Consider the following 16,968-nt stretch of genomic DNA (forward strand, 5'->3'; position numbering starts at 1 on the left):
CGCCGCCAGTGCGCACGCCTCGGCTGGCCGGCGATCTGAAGCCAGCGGGAGAAGTCCCTCGCCTCAAGCCGGCTTGCCCGCTCCCACGGCACCCCGACAGCCCACAAGAAGCGGAACCAGCGCAGCAGATCCATCCCGTAGGAACGGGCTGTCGACACCGAACGGCCAGCCCCTTGCAGATCCCGCAGAAAAGCAGCAGCTCCCTCGACCGCTTGTCCGGCCGGATCGATGAGCCGGTAGGGATCCCACGGATCATCCACCGCCACCAACTCCCCGACCAGCGGGACGGACAGCGCTGCCAAATCTCTCGATACCTCCATGGCCGACTCAACGACACCCCCACCACAAGGTCACTGACCTGCAAAAACTCCACCAGTAGTTCAGTCAACAGGCCACTGTGCTCGTTCTCCGCGACTTGCAGGGCTTCGAAGGCGGCGTACGGCTTCGGGCCCGCAGTGGTGCCGTCACGGTCGGCGTAGTAGGCCTGAATCTCCCGCCAGTAGCCCTGGTAGACCTCGAGCGTGGTCTTCCTCGCCGCCGCTTCTGGGTCCGTCGGCGCGGATGACACGGGTGCTGTCGACGCTGTGGTGGTGGGGCGGCCGACTCCGCCGCAGTGGTGTCGGCCCTGCTGCTGCCCTCGACCACGGCCGCTGTCGCCCAGAGTATGGCTGTCAGGGCGGTGAGACGGGTGCGAGTGCAAAGTGCTCCGATGGCTAACGGTCCTGTGGTGGATTGGCTGGTCACGTTCCCTATCCGTCATACACGCGTGCAGTGCACGTGTGGAACCGCGAGGCTATGCATACGCCCCTCATCTCCCAAAGGTGCTTTCGGAGATGATGGGCAGGCACGGTCGATGCCCGTGCCTGCTGCCGGCGTGAGTGGTGTGCTGCGCAGAGAGCGCGGCGGGCGAAGGCACTGCACAGCCCAGTGCTGGTCGGGTAGCACGCCTGATTCTGACGGGCAGCCGCCTCATGGCGAGAGGGCCCGGGGCCGATGGCTGCGCAAACGCCCTTGTCGCCGCCTGCGCAGGGCTGGGTGCTGGAGGCGGCCATGCGCATTCGGTCCTCCTGCGCAGTCGGCGGTCAGTGGCGGTGCACTCGAGCCCAGGCCCTGCGCGATGTCTGCGCAACGTGGTGACCTGTGCTGGTCGGTCCCATGGTCGGGGTGCCGACGCTCGTGGTGGGGCCTGTGGTCGGGGGTGTTGCGCAGACCACGAAGCGGTGCGCAAGCGGCCCCGTCGCCGCCTGCGCAGGGCTGGGTGCTGGAGGCGGCCATGCGCATTCGGTCCTCCTGCGCAGTCGGCGGTCAGTGGCGGTGCACTCGAGCCCAGGCCCTGCGCGATGTCTGCGCAACGTGGTGACCTGTGCTGGTCGGTCCCATGGTCGGGGTGCCGACGCTCGTGGTGGGGCCTGTGGTCGGGGGTATTGCGCAGACCACGACGCGGTGCGCAATCGCCTACGGCGTCTGTGGATCCATCCAGCTGACCCGGCGCTCGGGATTGCGCACGGGGTGCCATACGACCGCGGCGGGTCCGTGTTGGAGGAGCTCAGTCATGGGCGCGGCGAGTACGTTTACCTCCCGCAGGAACCGGGCCACCGTGAGGTCCACGTCGGTCGCCGCGTGGAGCGCGCGGATACGGCCGTCGATGCCGGCGGGGCCGGTGGCGTCCAGGACGAACAGCAGCCGCGGGAAGAGCGGATAGTGCCGCCGCCATTCCTCCTGGACCGGCTCCACTGTGCGGCGTTGGCCGACGGGCGTCGGCACGTATTGGTGGAGTCGTGCGTAGGCGCGGAGTTTGGCGGCGAGGCGTTCGGGGCCCATGGTCGCCCGGTCGACCTCGAGGAACGCCCGCAGCATCGACCACTCATCCCCGTCCCGGCTGCCTCGGTGGTAGTAGATCAGTGCGTCAGGGATGACGGCTTCTCCTCCTCCGATGGGGTGGTGGACTTCCGGCAGGAAGTCCAGCGGCCGGCAGGTCTCACCCCGACGGCGCGCATCCAGCAGGAACTGAAGCCCGGTTTCCGTGACCGTGAGGGTGTGACTCGCCCGCAATCGCGCGGCGACCGGATCCGACACCAGCCTCGGCGGCCGCCGTCCGCGCAGCTCCGGCCACTCCGAAGCCACTCGCACCCCGTATCTGGTGGCGAACCACACCCGGCTGCGCCCCGCTTGCGGCAGGGTGATCCGGTCGACCAGACCCTCGGCACGGAGCTTGGCCAACCTGCGCCTCGTCTGTTCGATCCGCACCTGCGGAGCAAGGATCAGATGCATCTGCTCGGTGGTGGCCATCCGGTACTGCACCAGCACCGCCAATGCCAGCCGGTCCCCCGCGCCGGCATCCACACCCCCCCTCGTTCTTGTCATCGTCATCGTCGGCAACTCCCCTACGTGCACGGTGCGGTGCCGCCCTGATACGGCCCCGCGTGTACGACGGAGCGCATCAGCCGGGGCCGACCACACCACCGACCACCAGGACCCGACCACGGTCACAGTGCGACAACACCACCCCCAACCGGGCTGATATCCCCGCCGACAACCCCGCCCACAGCGGCACGCGACCCGTGGCCTCGTGGCTGGATATCTGCAGGTCACCACGACATTTCCAGCGTGGTTGGCACCCCGACATCCCCCTCAGCACACCCCATCACCCAGTCCAGGAACAGAAAGAAGAGAAGCGGGAAGGGACGGGTGGGTGGGCGCGCGGCCGGGGGATCAGGGCGGCTGGAGGAGCGTTGCGCGTCGGCGGGGCCTCCACGCAATCCGTGCAGGGACTCGAAACGGCGCTGTCCCGACCGGCTGACGCGTGCACCCACTCCTCCACCACTGCCTCGTGGCGAGTGCGATGGTGTGCGACACGGCGCTCCCGTCCCTGAGAGCGGGGCGCCGTCGCTCTGCGTGTCGTGGTTGAACTCGGGGTCCTGACGGTTCCACGGCGCCGCAAGGCGGCTTCTGCCAGGCGAGAGGGTCATTGTGAAAGGGCTGGGCAGAGCGTCTCAGGGCCGCCCTGCGCAACCGCGACCAGTTCGACACGGAGACCGGTCTTCCCGCCTCGGAGGTACAGGCACTCAACTCCGTCACCTGGTACGCCCACACCCGTACGTACGCAGAAATGAAGTGGTCCGGGTGCCTCGGCAAAATACCGGGCGAGCATCGCCGACATCCTCGCCACCATCATGCCGAAGTTGGTCAACGACAACCGCGAGGCCCCAGCTCCGAAGGTGCTCCGGATCGCGCTCTACTCGTGGGTCCACCGGTTCGTCCTCGGCGACGACGGAACGCTGCGGCCACGTCTCGACGTCGATGAACCACCGGCCGAGATCGTGACCGCGCTGGACTGGATCGGCCGGAAGTCCGTCGACATCACCACTCTCAATGCGCCCTCAGTGGTGCGGATGGAGCTCGACGCGCTGAAGCTGAAGCAGGACGGCACGGTCGCCGCCGAGAACACCGCACTCTTCCGCGCCTGTGCGGGCCACGGCGCGGACGATCGTCGCAGCCGGACCGCGATCGCTTCGGCGCTCAACGCCGTCGGCTGGGGCCATGTCCTGCTCGGCCGCTACCAGCAAGCACTCGACCACTGCCGACAGGCTCTGGCCCTCTGCCTCGAACTCGGCGACGACATCAACGCGGCACACACCTGGGACAGCGTCGGCTACGCCCACCACCACCTCGGCCAGTACGAAGAAGCGGTCACCGCCTTCCACCAGGCCCTCGCCCTCTACCGGCGGCAGGGCGACCTCCCGTGGTTCGTTGCCGGCGCCCTCACCCACCTCGGCGACACCCACCTGAGCGCCGGAGCCCCGGACGCGGCCCGCGCCGCCTGGACCGAGGCCCTGACCATCATGGACGACCTGGGTCACACCGACGCGGAATCCCTGCGCACCCGACTGAACCCCTGACAGCGGCGACAGCAACTGCTGCCCACGTCAATGACATGACCCGAACCCTCGACCTGGCCGACGGCATCCCGCCCGTCGCGGGACGGGCCGGCCGTCCACGCGGGCGACCCGAGGCCGGCCTGGGCGACACCCGCCACGGGCTCGCCGGCTACTCGTCTGTCTCGCGCTCCGATGTCTCGCGCTCCGAACGGTCCATGGCCGGCGGCTCGTTGTAGGTGATCACGACCGGCGCGTCTGCCTGCGCCCGTGCGCGGTCCGACGCCGTCGCGATCTCCTCGTAGGTCCATTCCCTGTACAGGCGCTCCCCGTGGGCATCGGTGATGTCGATGACCACGCCGGTCCACTCCTCGGCCGGCTGTTCGGGGACGAGTCCCAGCTCGTACGTGGCCTCCTGGAGGAGGGATTCGGTGACGCGTATGCCGGTGAGTCTCTCGGTCAGGGCGAGGACCGCCGCCTTCCGGTCGACGTCCGGGGCGCTCTCGTCGTGCTCTCCCTCGGGGGTCAGCGGGAATCCGACTTCGCGCAGCAGGGGGACCAGTTCGTCGGGGGTGTTGCCGTTGCGCGACGAGGGTTCCTCGAACGTCGTACGGAGTTCACCGTCCTCGAACCAGTGGAAGAGGTGGATGGGCTTGCCGCCGTTGGTCGAGTGCGCCACGACCCGGCCGCCCTTCGACAGCGTCTGCACGTGCGGCGCCGCGATCCCCAGGCCACCGTCGAAGCCGAGGACGACTGTCCAGTCGCCGTTCTCGCCCGGAGCGCTGAAGGCGCCCGCGACGTAGGACTCGTCCCAGTAGTCGTGATCCACCTCGGCGCGGTGAGCGTCTTCCGCCTCGATCAGACCGGCCGTTCCCTCCCCGGTGCCGCGTGGTTCCGACTCCATCGCGCGCAGCACCTCGCGCGGGGTCCGCCCCCGTATCAGCGTCAGGGTGTATCCACTCTCCAGCATGTGGCGGAAGAGCTGTGAGGTGCGAATCCAGGCGTAGTCGTGCGCGGTCACCACATTCATACGGAGCAGTGTGCCGGACGCCTCTGACAACGCCCGGTGTGAGCCGGTTCCCACAGCTGGAGCCGGTCCTCGGGTCGCGCCGCCGAGTCCGTGTCAGCAACGACCCCGGACGCTGCGACGACACGACTTCCGCTGCCGCTGCGTCCTACGTGACCACGTGGGGCGGTGCCCGGCCGGGGGCCGTTAGCGTCGCATGGGTCGCACGGGGACCGTCACTCCTCGCCGTCACCGGTGGTACGGAAGGTCGCGGTCACCCCGGCGGCGCCCGGAGGGGGAACCGGCCGCTGCGACCGAAGCGAAGCCGGCCGGCCGCCCCTGCCGGAGTCGCCGTCCCGGGCGACGGCCGGCGGGCAAGGCCCCCGGCCAGGGTGCGCGCACCCGTACAGCGGTCCCGTCCCACGACCAGCGGAAGGAACGCTCACCTGTGAAGCACACCGATACGCCCTCGTTCTCGACGCGAGCCACCAGGAGGACGTTCGTGAAGGCGGCAGGAGCCGCCACCGTCCTGCCCCTGGCCCCCGCCCTCGCCGACCTGGCGCTGGCCGGGCCCGCCGCGGCCGCCGACACCGCGGCAGAGTTGCCCGACTACGCGCCCGTGCCGGAAGCCTCGGTCGGGCCCGCGGTCAACGCCGACGGCTACCATGTCGACCGCGTCAGGGGGCATCTGTACTGGGTCACGGACGGCTACTACCAGGCCATGTTCCTCAGTACCACCACCGGTGTCGTGCTGGTGGACGCTCCGCCGACCATCGGCCACAACCTGCTGCGGGCCATCCGCGAGGTCACCGACGCCAACGGCAGGCCGTCGGACGTCACGCACCTCGTCTACTCGCACAGCCATGCCGACCACATCGGCGCCGCCGGCATCTTCGGGACCGGGGTCCGCCGCATCGCGCACATCGAGACCGCGCGCTTTCTCCGCCGGGACAAGGATCCGAACCGGCCTCTGCCGCACGTCACCTTCAAGGACCGTTACACCCTGAGGGTGGGAGGCGAGACGCTCGAACTGGCCCACCACGGCCCCAACCACTCTCCGGACAACATCTTCGTCCACGCCCCCGAATACAGGACCCTGATGGTGGTCGACGTCATCTACCCCGGCTGGGTCCCCTTCAGGAACCTGGCCGTCTCCCAGGACATACCGGCCTGGGTCGAAGCCCATCAGGTGGCCATGCGGTACCCGTGGCAGACCCTGGTCGGCGGACACCTCGGGCGCCTCGGGCAGCGCGCGGACGCCGTCGTCCAGCAGAACTACATCGACGATCTGGAGAGCAGCGCCCGTCGGACACTGGAGTCCCTGGACCCCGCGCCGTACTTCGCCAAGTACGGGGCGACCGGGAACTCCTGGGCCATTTTCAAGACGTACCTCGACGCGGCGGCCGACCAGGCAGCCCGGCCGGTCGTGGCGAAGTACTCCGGCCGGCTCGCCGCGGTCGACGTCTTCACGGTGGACAACGCGTTCGCCATGATCGAGTCCCTGCGCATAGACCAGGGACTCCTCGGGCCGTTCGGTATCCGTCCCTAGCAGCCGCCGCGGCCGCGGCCGGCCGCCGCTGTCCGGATCCCTCCTACGTGTTCGCGTGGGCCGGTCGGGTGCTGTCGCTCCTAGCGTCTTGTCCGTCGTCGTCCGACGGAATGTCACAGGCCTCGCGCAGCACGGACCGTGCCTGCCGGCCCGGCCTTCACCACCTGGCACCGCACTGTGCGGTTCGCAGAAGGAATACCCATGCAATCGATCCCGTTCCGACCGCTCGCCCGCTCCCGGCCCGCTCTTCTGGCACTCGCCGTGCTCACGGCCTTCACCGCACTGTTCCTCGGCGTCCAGGACTCGTCGGCCACGGACGAGCCGGCGGCGTACGTCGGCGGTGAGCGGCGCGTCCCCGCGGGTTTCACCGAGCAGAGAACCACGGTGGGAGATGTGCGCATCAACTACGTGCGGGGAGGTCACGGGCCCACGCTCGTGCTCCTGCACGGGTTTCCGCAGACCTGGTACGAATGGCGCGACCTGCTGCCCGAGCTGAGCAGGCACTACACCGTCATCGCCCCCGATCTGCGGGGCGCGGGCAAGAGCGACGCCCCGGCGGGCGGCTACGACAAGAAGACGATGGCCAAGGACGTCAACGGCCTGCTGCGCGAGATCGGGCTGGACGGTGACATCCGTCTGGTGGGCCACGACATCGGTACACAGGTGGCCTACGCCTACGCCGCCGCCCACCCCCGCCAGGTTCACCAACTGGTGCTGAGCGAGGCCCCGATCCCCGACGACAGCCTGTACGGGTTCCCGTCGCTGACCCGGCAGGGGCCCGGTGCCTGGCACTTCGGATTCTTCGAACTGAGGAACGGCCTGCCGGAGAAGCTGATCGACGGCAAGGAGGAGATCTGGGTCGACGGATTCACCGACGCCCTGGAGGTGCAGAAGGACGCCATCGGCCCGGACCAGGTCGGGGAGTTCGCCCGGTACCTCCGTGACGACGCACACCTGCGGGCGAACCTCGAGTGGTTCCGTGCCTTCCCCACGGACGTCGCGGACAACCGCGTCTACCGGAAGACCAGTCTGCGCATGCCGGTGCTGGCCATCGGGGCGAGCGGCAGCCTCGGCGACCTGGTCCGGGACCAGGCACGCACGTACGCCCGCAACGTCACCGGCGCGGTCATCGCCGACTCCGGTCACTGGATCTACGAAGAGCACACCGCCGAAATGACCCGTCGTCTTCTCGACTTCCTCGACTAGACGACCCACCGCACCGAGTCGGACAGAGAAGGAGAGCGCACATGCCGTACCCAGGTAGGACGCCGTCCCGTCGACAGGTGGTGGGGGGCCTCGGTGCCGCGGCCGCCGCCCTGGCGACCGCATCGGTTCCCGCCGCAGCGCAGGCGGGGCACCCCGGAACTCCCAAGCCCGCCGTCGTGCTCGTGCACGGGGCATGGGCGGACTCGTCCAGCTGGCAGGAGGTCACCCGCCGGCTCCAGCGGCTGGGCTACCCGGTGTACGCGCCGCCCAACGCCCTGCGTGGCCTCGCCGACGACGCCGCGGATCTGCGCGGTTTCCTCGCCCAGCGAGTCACCGGACCGGTGGTGCTGGTCGGGCACTCCTACGGAGGGGCCGTGGTGACCAACGCCGTCGCCCCGGACGCCGACGTCAGGGCTCTGGTCTATGTGGACGCGTTCGTGCCCGACCAGGGCGAGACCGTACTCGGCCTGCAAGGCGGCGCCGCAGACCCCACCGCGCTGTTCGACCAGGTGGTGCACGAACAGCAGGGCGAGCAGGTCGTCGACCTCTACATCAAGCCGGCGCTGTTCGGAGAGCTCTTCGCCGGCGACCTCGCCCCCGCCACGGCGAGGCAACTCGCCGCTTCGCAGCGCCCCATAGCCCTCGCCGCGCTGCTCGAAGCGTCGGGGGCGCCGGCCTGGAGGAAGCTGCCGAGCTGGTACGTGCTGGGCACCGAGGACCACATCCTGCCCCCGGCGCAGCAGAGGTCCATGGCCCGGCGTGCGGGCAGCCGCATCGTCGAGGTCACCGGCTCCCACCTCGTCACGCTGTCCCGGCCGCGCGCCGTCGCCGACGTGATTGTCAGCGCCGCCCGCGGTACCTCTTGATGCACACCCCCGCGAGCCCGGCGGCCGGACGGCGGCCGGGCTCGCCCTTCCAGGAAGGCCAACGATGGAACTGAACCTGCGAGGCAGGAGCGCGGTGGTCACCGGAGCCGGCAAGGGCATCGGACTGGCCATCACCCAGGCCCTGGTGGCCGAAGGCGTACGCGTCACCGCAGGGGCCCGCCACACGTCCGGCCCGCTGGCCGAACTGAGCGAGCGGGGACTCGTGCACGTCATCGAGGGGGACCTGGCGACTCCCGCGGGATCTGCCGCGCTGGTGGAGGGGGCCGTACGCGCCTTCGGCCCGCCCGACATCCTGGTGAACAACGTCGGAGCGGTGCGCCCGAGGACGGCCGGCTTCTCGTCCGTCACCGATCTGGACTGGGCGACCACACTGGAGATCAACTTCCTGTCGGCCGTGCGCGCCACCCGGGAGGTGCTGCCGTACCTGCTGGAGCGAGGCTCCGGCTCGGTCGTCACCGTGGCCTCGGTGAACTCCAGGCTGCCCGATCCGCTCGTGATCGACTACAGCGCGGCCAAGGCGGCGCTGCTCAGCTTCAGCAAGTCGCTGTCGAAGGAGCTGGGCCCGTACGGGATCCGTGTGAACACGGTGAGTCCGGGGCCGGTGGCCACGGACCTGTGGCTGGGCGAGTCGGGGGTGGCCGCGAGCGTCGGAGAGGCGGGCGGGCTGGACGCGGACGACGTCGTGGCACAGGCCGCGAAGGGCTCCGCCACCGGTCGCTTCACCCGTCCCGAGGAGGTGGCGGACCTGGTGCTGCTGCTCGCCTCCGACCGGGCCGGGAACGTCACCGGCTCCGACTTCGTCATCGACGGCGGGCTGATCGGCACGGTGTGACCGGCGGCCGGCACGGAAGGGCCCGCCGTGAGCGGGCCCCACGGGGCTCACCCGGGCGGCGGAGTCCGGCTGAAGGCCGCCTCTGCCACGAGGCGCGCGAGCTCCACACGTGAGCGGATCCGGAACTTACGGAAGACATGCCGCAGGTGGTAGTCCACCGTATGCGGGGAGACGGACAACAGCACCGCCGTCTCCCGGTTGGTCAGACCACCGGCGACGTGCTCGGCCACCCGTCTCTGCGACGTGGTCAGCTCGGCCCATTGGGCATGCCGCCCCCTGTCCGGCCCCGCGGCACGCGGCGGCCGGACGGCATCGGGCACTGCCAGCCGGACGACCGCTCCCACCAGAGCCGGGCCGATCCGGATGCCCTCGCAGAGGTGCGGCCGCGCCCCGGACGCCAGCACCACGGGCGGCGGCTGCGGACCGTCGGCCACCCGGTACGCCACGTCCCGGCGCGCCCACTCCCACAGCAGTGAGCGGTCGGCGGCGCGCGTCAGCGCCGCCGCGGGACCGTTCACCAGGAGGGTGTTGTGGCTGACGACGGCGACGGCTCCGCCGACGGCGCGCCGCGCTCTCAGGAAGCGTTCGTGCAGCAGTCGGGGGTCGTCGATCGTCGTCGAGTGCATCGTGCCTCCAGAAACACCGCCCGAGGGCATCAGGAACAGCCGGTCGCAGATCGACTGCCGCTCGACCCGTCGCCCGAGCTCTGCCGGAGCAACGGTAGGCGGGGCACGGTGAGGGAAACGTGACCGAAAGGTGAGTCACCGCACGCACCCGACGTCCGCCCGGGGGCCTCGTAGACTTCGAACTTGTGCGCGTAACGGTTCTCGGCCCGCTCAGGGCCCGGCGGGACGGGGTGGAACTCGAACTCGGGCCGCCCCGGCGGAAGGCCCTGCTGGCGCTGCTGCTGGCCCAGGTCGGTCAACCCGTCCTCCCGTCCGACATCGTCGAGGTCCTGTGGGGGGAGAGCGCACCGGACAGCGCGATGAACGTCGTGTACCGGCATGTCGGCGCCCTGCGGAAGGTGCTGGGGCCGGTTCTGGTACGCGCGTCCGGGGGATACCGGCTGGACCTCGACGTCGCTCAGCTCGACCTCCTGCAGTTCCGCGCACTTCGTGCACGCGCCGGGCAGAGCCGGCGGGCAGGGGACGACGCCGAGGGTCTCAGGCAGCTGATCGAGGCGCTCGGCCTGTGGCGGGGGCCGGTCGCCGGCGGGTTGCCGGCGTCGACGCGCGCACACCCGCTGTTCCAGCGGGTCGACCGTGAACACCCCGACACCGTCAAGGAAGCGGCCGACGCCGCTCTGAGCGCGGGCGACGTCCATGTGGAGCGCGTGCTGCAGCCGCTGCGGCAGGCGGCCCTGGCCCACCCGCTGGACGAGGCGCTGCATGCCCGGCTCGTCACCGCCCTGGTCCGCACCGGGCACGGAGGGGAAGCGCGCCGCAGCTACCAGGACGTCATCGGGCGGCTGAGCGAGGAACTCGGACTCGATCCCGGCCCGGAACTCGCGGGAGCCGGAAAGGAGGTGGCGCGCCCGCACGCGGACGCGCCGAGCCCTGGGGAGCCGGACGTCCGGACCGCCCCCCTCGCACCGCCGCCGCCCGCACCGAGCGACGGCGTCGAGCGCACCAGGCCCGCTCAACTCCCCCCGGATTCGGGAGTCTTCAACGGCAGACACACGGAGCTGGACCAGGTGCGCGGCCTGCTGCCGGCGGACGGACTGCCGGGGCGGTCCGTCGTCGTCAGCGCCATCGGGGGCATGGCCGGAGTGGGCAAGACCACCCTGGCCATCCACTGGGCGCACGAGATCGCACCCCGCTACCCCGACGGCCAGCTCTACGCGGACCTGAGGGGCTTCGACCCCGGCGCGGCGGCGGTCGGCCCCGCCCAGGTCCTGCGCACGTTCCTCGACGCGCTCGGAATCGCCCCGGAACACCTGCCGGTGAGCACCGACGCCCAGGCCTCGCTCTATCGGAGCCTGCTGGTCGGCAAGCGCGTCCTGGTCGTTCTGGACAACGCCAGGGACAGCGAACAGGTGCGTCCGTTGCTGCCGGGCGCGGCCGGCTGCCTCGCCGTCGTCACCAGCCGCAACTTCCTGTCCGGCCTGGTGGCCCAAGGCGCGCATCCCCTCGTGCTCGACGTGCTGGACGCGACCGACTCGCACGCCTTCCTGGCCCGACGCCTGGGCCGTGAACGGCTCGCCGCGCAGCCCGACGCGGTCGAGGACATCATCCGCGCGTGCGCCGGCCTGCCCCTCGCCCTGGCGATCGTGAGTGCCCGCACGGCCATGAACCCGCACGGCGACCTCGCGGTCCTCGCGGCGGAGCTGAGGCACGAGGACGACCGCCTCGCCGGTCTGTCGGCCGGTGATCCGTCCACCGACCTCGAAACGGTCTTCTCCTGGTCCTGTCAGGCACTCACCCCGCTCGCCGCCCGGCTGTTCCGGCGGCTGGCCCTGCATCCGGGGCCCGACGTCTCCCTCGACGCGGCCTCGAGTCTGCTGGGCCTGCCGCAGACCGAGGCACGGCGGGCGCTGTCCGAACTGACCGGCGCCCACCTGCTCACCGAGCGCTTCGCCGGCCGGTACCTCTGCCACGACCTGCTGCGCGCCTACGCGAGCGAGCTGCTCAGGATCCACGAATCCGAGGAGGAGCAGGACCGGGCCCGGTTGCGGCTGCTCGACCACCTGCTGCACAGCGCGCATCGCGCGGGCACCGCGCTCGCTCTCCAGCGGGAACGGCCGGCCCTGGCGGAGCCTCTCGCCGGAGCCGTGTGTGTCGAGTTCGGCAGCCGCGAACAAGCGGCACGGTGGCTGGAGACGGAGCGGTCCGTCATCCTGGCCGCGGTCGCCGCCCGGCCCCCGCACCCGCACGCGGCATCGCGATGCTGGCAGCTGGCCGCCACGGTGGAGCTGCACCTCGACCGGCACGGCCGCTGGAACGAGCAGTTCGCCCTCCAGACAGCGGCGCTCGACGCCGCGGAACGCTCCGGCGACCTGTCCGGCCGGGCCCACGCCCACCGCGCCCTGGGGTTCGTCCACGGACGTCTCGGCGAAGCGGGCGGAGCGCTGGAACACCTGACCACCGCCCTGGACCTGTTCGTGGCGGCAGGTGATCGGGCCGGCCAGGCCCGTACCCACCGCTACCTGGCCTTCCAGGCGAACAAGGGCGGCCGGTACGAGGACGCGCTGACCCACTACGACCTCGCCCACACCCTGTACCTCGGCGTGGACGGCCGCAGCGGGCACGCCCAGGTGCACAACGAGGTCGGGTGGACGCACATCCTGCGCGGCGACCCTTCCCACGCCCTGGTGGAGTGCCGCAAGGCGACCGAACTCCACCGGCGGCTCGACGACCTCAACGGTGAGGCCGCCGCCTGGGACAGCCTCGGCTACGCGTACCACCATCTGGCCGACCACGATCGGGCCGTCGACTGCTACCGCCACGCGCTGGCGCTCTACGGCCGTCTGCACGACGCCTACCTCGAAGCCGACACCCTGGTGCACATCGGCGACAGTCAGCAGGCGGCGGGGCGATCCGCCGAGGCCGATACGTCCTGGCGGCAGGCGCTGAGCATCCTCGACCGGTTGGCGCACCCTGACGCGCGGACGGTGCGGAAGCGCCTGACCGGCTGACGGACGCCGTCGGTGACGGCGGAAGGCGGGACGGGCCGGCCGACCCCTCGTCCGCACGTTCTGGTCACCTGGCGCCGACTACCTTGGCCGAGCTGTCGAGCCGGCCTTCGTCGAGCACCGCACCGTCCCGGCACGCCCGGCAGCGCCTCGATGACACCCGAAGGGAAATCAGGCCATGCCCACCACCGTCACCACATCGGACCGCGTCGACATCTTCTACAAGGACTGGGGCAGCGGACAGCCCGTCGTCTTCAGTCACGGCTGGCCGCTGAACGCCGACGCCTGGGACGGACAGCTGCGTCTGGTCGCGGACAACGGATTGCGGGGCATCGCCCACGACCGGCGCGGACACGGCCGTTCCGGGCAGCCCTGGGGCGGCAACCACATGGACCGCTACGCCGACGACCTCGCCGAGCTCCTGGAGACCCTCGACCTGCGCGATGTCATTCTGGTGGGCCACTCCACCGGCGGTGGCGAGGTCGCCCGCTACCTCGGCCGGCACGGCACCGGCCGGGTGGCCAAGGTGGTCCTGCTCGGCGCCGTTCCGCCCCTGATGCTCAGGACGGACGCCAACCCCGAGGGGCTCCCGATCGAGGTGTTCGACGGCATCCGGGCCGGAGTGGAGGCCGATCGCTCCCAGTTCTACTGGGACCTGAGCGAGAGCTTCTACGGGTTCAACCGCCCCGGCGCCAAGGCGTCGGAGGGGGTTCGCCGCGCCTTCTGGCGGTGGAGCATGCAGGTCGGTCTGAAGGCGGCCCACGACTGCGTCAGGCAGTTCTCGGAGACCGACTTCCACCAGGACCTGGCCAGGATCACCGTGCCGACGTTGGTCGCCCACGGCGGCGACGACCAGATCGTTCCCCCGTCCCTGTCGGCCGAGCGGGCCGTCGAGCTGCTGCCCGATGCGACCCTCAAGATCTACCCGGGCGCCCCGCACGGTCTGGTGGGCGAGTTCGAGAAGGCGTTCAACGCGGACCTGCTGGCGTTCGCCAGGAACTGAGCGAGCGTCAGCCCTGGCGGTCCGCGGCCGCCTCGTCGTACGAAGGGCCGACCGGGAACCGGTCCCGCTTCCGCCGGATCTCGGCGGCCCAGTCGGGATCCAGCGGAGTCAGGATGTCGACCGCCTCACGCCATCGGGCGCGCGCGTCCTCGTGGGCTCCGGCGGAGGCCAGCGTGTCACCGAGCCGGTTGAGGCTCCCCGCCTCGTTGTAACGGTCTCCGCCTGCCCGGAGCAGGCGGATCGCCCGTTCGTAGCAGCGGCCGGCCCGGCGGAAGTCGCCCAGGTGATGGTGGGCGAACGCCAGTGTGTCCCAGGTGTTCGCCTGCCCCGACCCCCCGCTGTCGGGCATCCGGCGGTACAGCAGCAGGGAGCGCACGGCGCTGGTGACGGCGGCCTCGTGGTTGCCCAGCGACGCCTGGTACCAGGCCAGGGCGTTGAGGGAGTCGGCCTGCGCGCTCAGGTGTCCGGCGATGCGGTACAGGTCGAGGGCATGGCGCGTGTACTCGATCGCCAGGGGGTCACGATCCGTACGCGTCATCAGCCAGCCGAGCAGCCGCAGGCAGTGCGCCTGTCCCATGTCGTCGCCGAGGGCCTCGAACAACACGAGGGCCTGGCGAAGGTGTTCCTCGCCCGACTCGTAGCGTCGCAGCATGGAGTGCGCGCGTCCCAGTCCGGCGTGCGCGTGGGCCACCCCGACCGCCTCGCCTGCCTGCTGGGCGGCGACCAGCGCGGTGAGCTGGAGTTCCGCCCACTCGTGCCAGTGGCCCACCCGCTCGTACAGGGGGTCCAGGAGACGGGCGAGCCGCCACGCGTCGGCCGGCCGGTCGTCCTGGGCGGTCCGGTGCACGAGTCCCGCCATGGTGAGGTGTTCCTCCTGGAACCACCGCACCGCGGCCGCGACGTCGGCGGGTTCGGCCGCGGTGGGCGTCGCGGCCCCGGCTGGGGTGGGAAAGACCTGGGCCGGGTCGAGCAGCCGCAGCGCCGCGTGGGCGGTCTCCAGATAGTGCCGGAACAGCCGGCCGTGCGCCGCGTCCCGGTCCGCGCCGGTGTCCTGCGCGTCGGCCGCCTCCCGTCCGTAGGCACGCAGGAGGTCGTGCAGACGGTGTCGGCCCTGCGGCTCCTCACCCACCAGGTGCGCTCGCACCAGTTCGGCCAGCAGTGGTCGGGTCCGGCGCGGGGTGAGCCCGCTCAGCGCGGCGGCGGACCGGGTGTCGAACGTCGTTCCCGGGTGCAGCGAGAGCATGCGGAACAGGCGGGCCGTGTCGTCCGAGAGCGTGCGGTAGGACCAGCCGAACACGGCTCGTACGTCGGTGAACAGGTCCGTTCCCTGGAAGGCGTCGAGACTTCCCTTCGCCTCCACCAACTGCCCGGCCGTCGCGCTCAGCGGAAGGTGAGGGTTCATCAGGACGCGCGCCGTGATGACGGACAGGGCCAGCGGGAGACGGCCGCACAGGGCGATGATCGTCTCCGTGGCGTCGGGCTCGGCGTCGACGCGGTCCGCGCCGAGCCGTCGTACCAGAGCCTCCCGGGCGCTCCGGGCCGACATCACGTCGAGCTTCAGCGGGTGCGCGCCGTGTGCTGCCACGAGGCTGCTCAGCTGGTTGCGGCTCGTGATGAGCACCAGGCAGCCGGCCGATCCGGGGAGGAGCGGCCGGACCTGTTCCGCGTCGCGTGCGTTGTCGAGCAGAACCAGCATGCGCCGGGTGGCCAGGAGACTCCGGTACAGGGCGGCTTGGGCATCCAGCCCGTCGGGGATCTGCTGAGGAGAGATGCCCAGGCTCTCCAGGAAGCCGCGGACCGCCTCGGCGGGCGTCATGGCCGATCCGTTGAGATCGAAGCCGCGGAGGTTGACGTAGAGCTGCCCGTCCGGGTACCTGTCGGCGACCCGGTACGCGAGATGGATGGCGAGTGTGGTCTTGCCGACGCCCGCCATTCCACCGATGGCACTGATGACCATCGTGGGGGAGGTGGTCGTGCTGCCTTCGCCGGATGCCAGTTGTCGCAGCAGACCGTCGATCTCCGCCTCCCTGCCGACGAAGTGCGCCGGTGCCGCGGGCAGTTGAGCCGGGCGGGGCAGCGGCGACCGGTGGGTTTCCCGAGGCGCCCGGTCGGACCGCTGCTCGTCCGTGCTCTGCGCGGGAGGGGCGGGAACGACCCCGGCCAGCACCCGGTGGTGCGCCTCGCTCAGGCTCGTGGAGGGCTTGAGCCCGAGCTCCGTGGCGAGGCGGTCGCGCAGACCGTGGAAGACGGCCAGCGCTTCGGCCTGGCGTCCGCATGCGGACAGCGCGAGCATCAGCCGGCCGTGCAGGGGCTCGTCGAGCGGGTGATGGTCGGCCAGCGTCCGCAAGGCGTCCAGGAGGGGCCCGGCGGCCCCGTGGCGCAGCGCGAGGTCGGCCGCCTCCTTGGCGACCGTCAGCCGCTCGTTGTCGAGATGGGTGAACAGCGGGTGGCCGCGTACCTCGGCGCTGATGCCGGCCGCCGAAGGACCCCTCCACAGGGCGAGGGCCTCGACGTACCGGCCCACCGCCTCCTCCGCGCGCCCCTGGGCGCAGGCCTCATGTGCCCGGGCGTACAGCGCGCGAAAGCGCAGCAGGTCCAGTGAGTCCGGGTGCACGTCGACCCGGTAGCCGCCACCGCTCCGTAGCAGCCACCGCCCCGGCGCCATGCGGGGGAGAGCCGGTTCGATCGTTCTGCGCAGCGAGCCGACGTAGCGGCGTACGACGTTCGTCGCGCTGGCCGGTTCGGCGCCGTTCCACAACACCCTGATCAGTTCGGGCAGCGACACCGCCTGGCCGGCGCTCGCCAGCAGGACGGCGAGCAGGGCCTGCTGCTGCGGGGGTCCGGCGTGCAGTTCGCTTCCGGCCCGCCACATGCGCACCGTGCCGAGCACGGCGAAGCGGACCTCGGGGACGGGCGCACCGGTCCGGGGGGCATTGCCCTCGGCCGGAGGGCCGGGGCGCTCGCCGTTTCGCGTCACGC

The 16,968-nt window shown here is 71.2% G+C and carries 11 protein-coding genes and 1 pseudogene; 7 read left to right on the forward strand and 5 right to left on the reverse strand.

The window, feature by feature from the left end; translation table 11 throughout:
• Nucleotides 1–23 precede the first annotated feature (23 nt).
• A pseudogene (locus ABT070_RS15470) lies at nucleotides 24–320 on the reverse strand (site-specific integrase); the annotation flags it as partial.
• Between the two features lie 1,135 nt (nucleotides 321–1,455).
• Entirely contained in the window at nucleotides 1,456–2,343 is an 888-nt protein-coding gene (locus tag ABT070_RS15475; RefSeq protein WP_351760013.1) for a replication-relaxation family protein, read from the reverse strand.
• Nucleotides 2,344–3,173: 830 nt separating this feature from the next.
• Between ABT070_RS15475 and ABT070_RS15480 the strand changes: the two genes are divergently transcribed.
• Nucleotides 3,174–3,899, forward strand: coding sequence for a tetratricopeptide repeat protein (locus tag ABT070_RS15480; RefSeq protein ID WP_351760016.1), 726 nt, complete (start codon nucleotides 3,174–3,176; stop codon nucleotides 3,897–3,899).
• Between the two features lie 148 nt (nucleotides 3,900–4,047).
• Here the strand turns inward: ABT070_RS15480 and ABT070_RS15485 are convergent, their stop codons facing one another.
• Complete coding sequence (locus tag ABT070_RS15485) at nucleotides 4,048–4,905, reverse strand: DUF6461 domain-containing protein (RefSeq protein ID WP_351760019.1); 858 nt, start codon at nucleotides 4,903–4,905, stop codon at nucleotides 4,048–4,050.
• Nucleotides 4,906–5,329: 424 nt separating this feature from the next.
• Between ABT070_RS15485 and ABT070_RS15490 the strand changes: the two genes are divergently transcribed.
• The 4 genes from ABT070_RS15490 to ABT070_RS15505 all read left to right on the forward strand — a co-directional run bounded on the left by ABT070_RS15490 (nucleotide 5,330) and on the right by ABT070_RS15505 (nucleotide 9,355).
• Nucleotides 5,330–6,430: an MBL fold metallo-hydrolase gene (locus ABT070_RS15490; RefSeq protein ID WP_351760021.1), complete on the forward strand. Its 1,101-nt coding sequence runs from the start codon at nucleotides 5,330–5,332 to the stop codon at nucleotides 6,428–6,430.
• A 201-nt stretch (nucleotides 6,431–6,631) separates the two neighbouring features.
• Nucleotides 6,632–7,636 carry an alpha/beta fold hydrolase gene (locus ABT070_RS15495; protein WP_351760024.1) on the forward strand — a complete coding sequence of 335 codons (1,005 nt, stop codon included), beginning with the start codon at nucleotides 6,632–6,634 and terminating at the stop codon, nucleotides 7,634–7,636.
• 41 nt (nucleotides 7,637–7,677) lie between these two features.
• Nucleotides 7,678–8,502: an alpha/beta fold hydrolase gene (locus ABT070_RS15500; RefSeq protein WP_351760027.1), complete on the forward strand. Its 825-nt coding sequence runs from the start codon at nucleotides 7,678–7,680 to the stop codon at nucleotides 8,500–8,502.
• 64 nt (nucleotides 8,503–8,566) lie between these two features.
• Nucleotides 8,567–9,355 (forward strand): oxidoreductase, encoded by a 789-nt coding sequence (locus tag ABT070_RS15505; protein ID WP_351760030.1) that lies wholly within the window; start codon nucleotides 8,567–8,569, stop codon nucleotides 9,353–9,355.
• A 47-nt stretch (nucleotides 9,356–9,402) separates the two neighbouring features.
• Here ABT070_RS15505 and ABT070_RS46265 read toward each other — a convergent pair whose 3' ends face one another.
• Nucleotides 9,403–9,981 (reverse strand): helix-turn-helix transcriptional regulator, encoded by a 579-nt coding sequence (locus ABT070_RS46265; protein WP_451099455.1) that lies wholly within the window; start codon nucleotides 9,979–9,981, stop codon nucleotides 9,403–9,405.
• A 185-nt stretch (nucleotides 9,982–10,166) separates the two neighbouring features.
• Here ABT070_RS46265 and ABT070_RS15515 point away from each other — a divergent pair, with 185 nt between their 5' ends.
• Nucleotides 10,167–12,989: an AfsR/SARP family transcriptional regulator gene (locus ABT070_RS15515; protein ID WP_351760033.1), complete on the forward strand. Its 2,823-nt coding sequence runs from the start codon at nucleotides 10,167–10,169 to the stop codon at nucleotides 12,987–12,989.
• A 175-nt stretch (nucleotides 12,990–13,164) separates the two neighbouring features.
• A complete protein-coding gene (locus ABT070_RS15520) occupies nucleotides 13,165–13,989 on the forward strand; it encodes an alpha/beta fold hydrolase (RefSeq protein WP_351760035.1) in 825 nt (274 codons plus the stop codon).
• 7 nt (nucleotides 13,990–13,996) lie between these two features.
• On the opposite strand, the gene ABT070_RS15525 is transcribed toward ABT070_RS15520, so the two are convergent.
• Nucleotides 13,997–16,966: an AfsR/SARP family transcriptional regulator gene (locus ABT070_RS15525; protein ID WP_351760038.1), complete on the reverse strand. Its 2,970-nt coding sequence runs from the start codon at nucleotides 16,964–16,966 to the stop codon at nucleotides 13,997–13,999.
• Nucleotides 16,967–16,968: the final 2 nt, after the last annotated feature.

The sequence above is a fragment of the Streptomyces sp. NPDC002884 genome, assembly GCF_040295245.1.
Lineage (GTDB): Bacteria > Actinomycetota > Actinomycetes > Streptomycetales > Streptomycetaceae > Streptomyces.

Excerpts from the sequence above, each read along its gene's own strand:
- ABT070_RS15505 (WP_351760030.1), top strand. The coding sequence starts at position 8,567 with ATGGAACTGAACCTGCGAGGCAGGAGCGCGGTGGTCACCGGAGCCGGC.
- ABT070_RS15520 (WP_351760035.1), top strand. The coding sequence starts at position 13,165 with ATGCCCACCACCGTCACCACATCGGACCGCGTCGACATCTTCTACAAG.
- ABT070_RS15500 (WP_351760027.1), top strand. The coding sequence starts at position 7,678 with ATGCCGTACCCAGGTAGGACGCCGTCCCGTCGACAGGTGGTGGGGGGC.
- ABT070_RS15495 (WP_351760024.1), top strand. The coding sequence starts at position 6,632 with ATGCAATCGATCCCGTTCCGACCGCTCGCCCGCTCCCGGCCCGCTCTT.
- ABT070_RS15485 (WP_351760019.1), bottom strand. The coding sequence starts at position 4,905 with ATGAATGTGGTGACCGCGCACGACTACGCCTGGATTCGCACCTCACAG.
- ABT070_RS15480 (WP_351760016.1), top strand. The coding sequence starts at position 3,174 with ATGCCGAAGTTGGTCAACGACAACCGCGAGGCCCCAGCTCCGAAGGTG.
- ABT070_RS46265 (WP_451099455.1), bottom strand. The coding sequence starts at position 9,981 with ATGCACTCGACGACGATCGACGACCCCCGACTGCTGCACGAACGCTTC.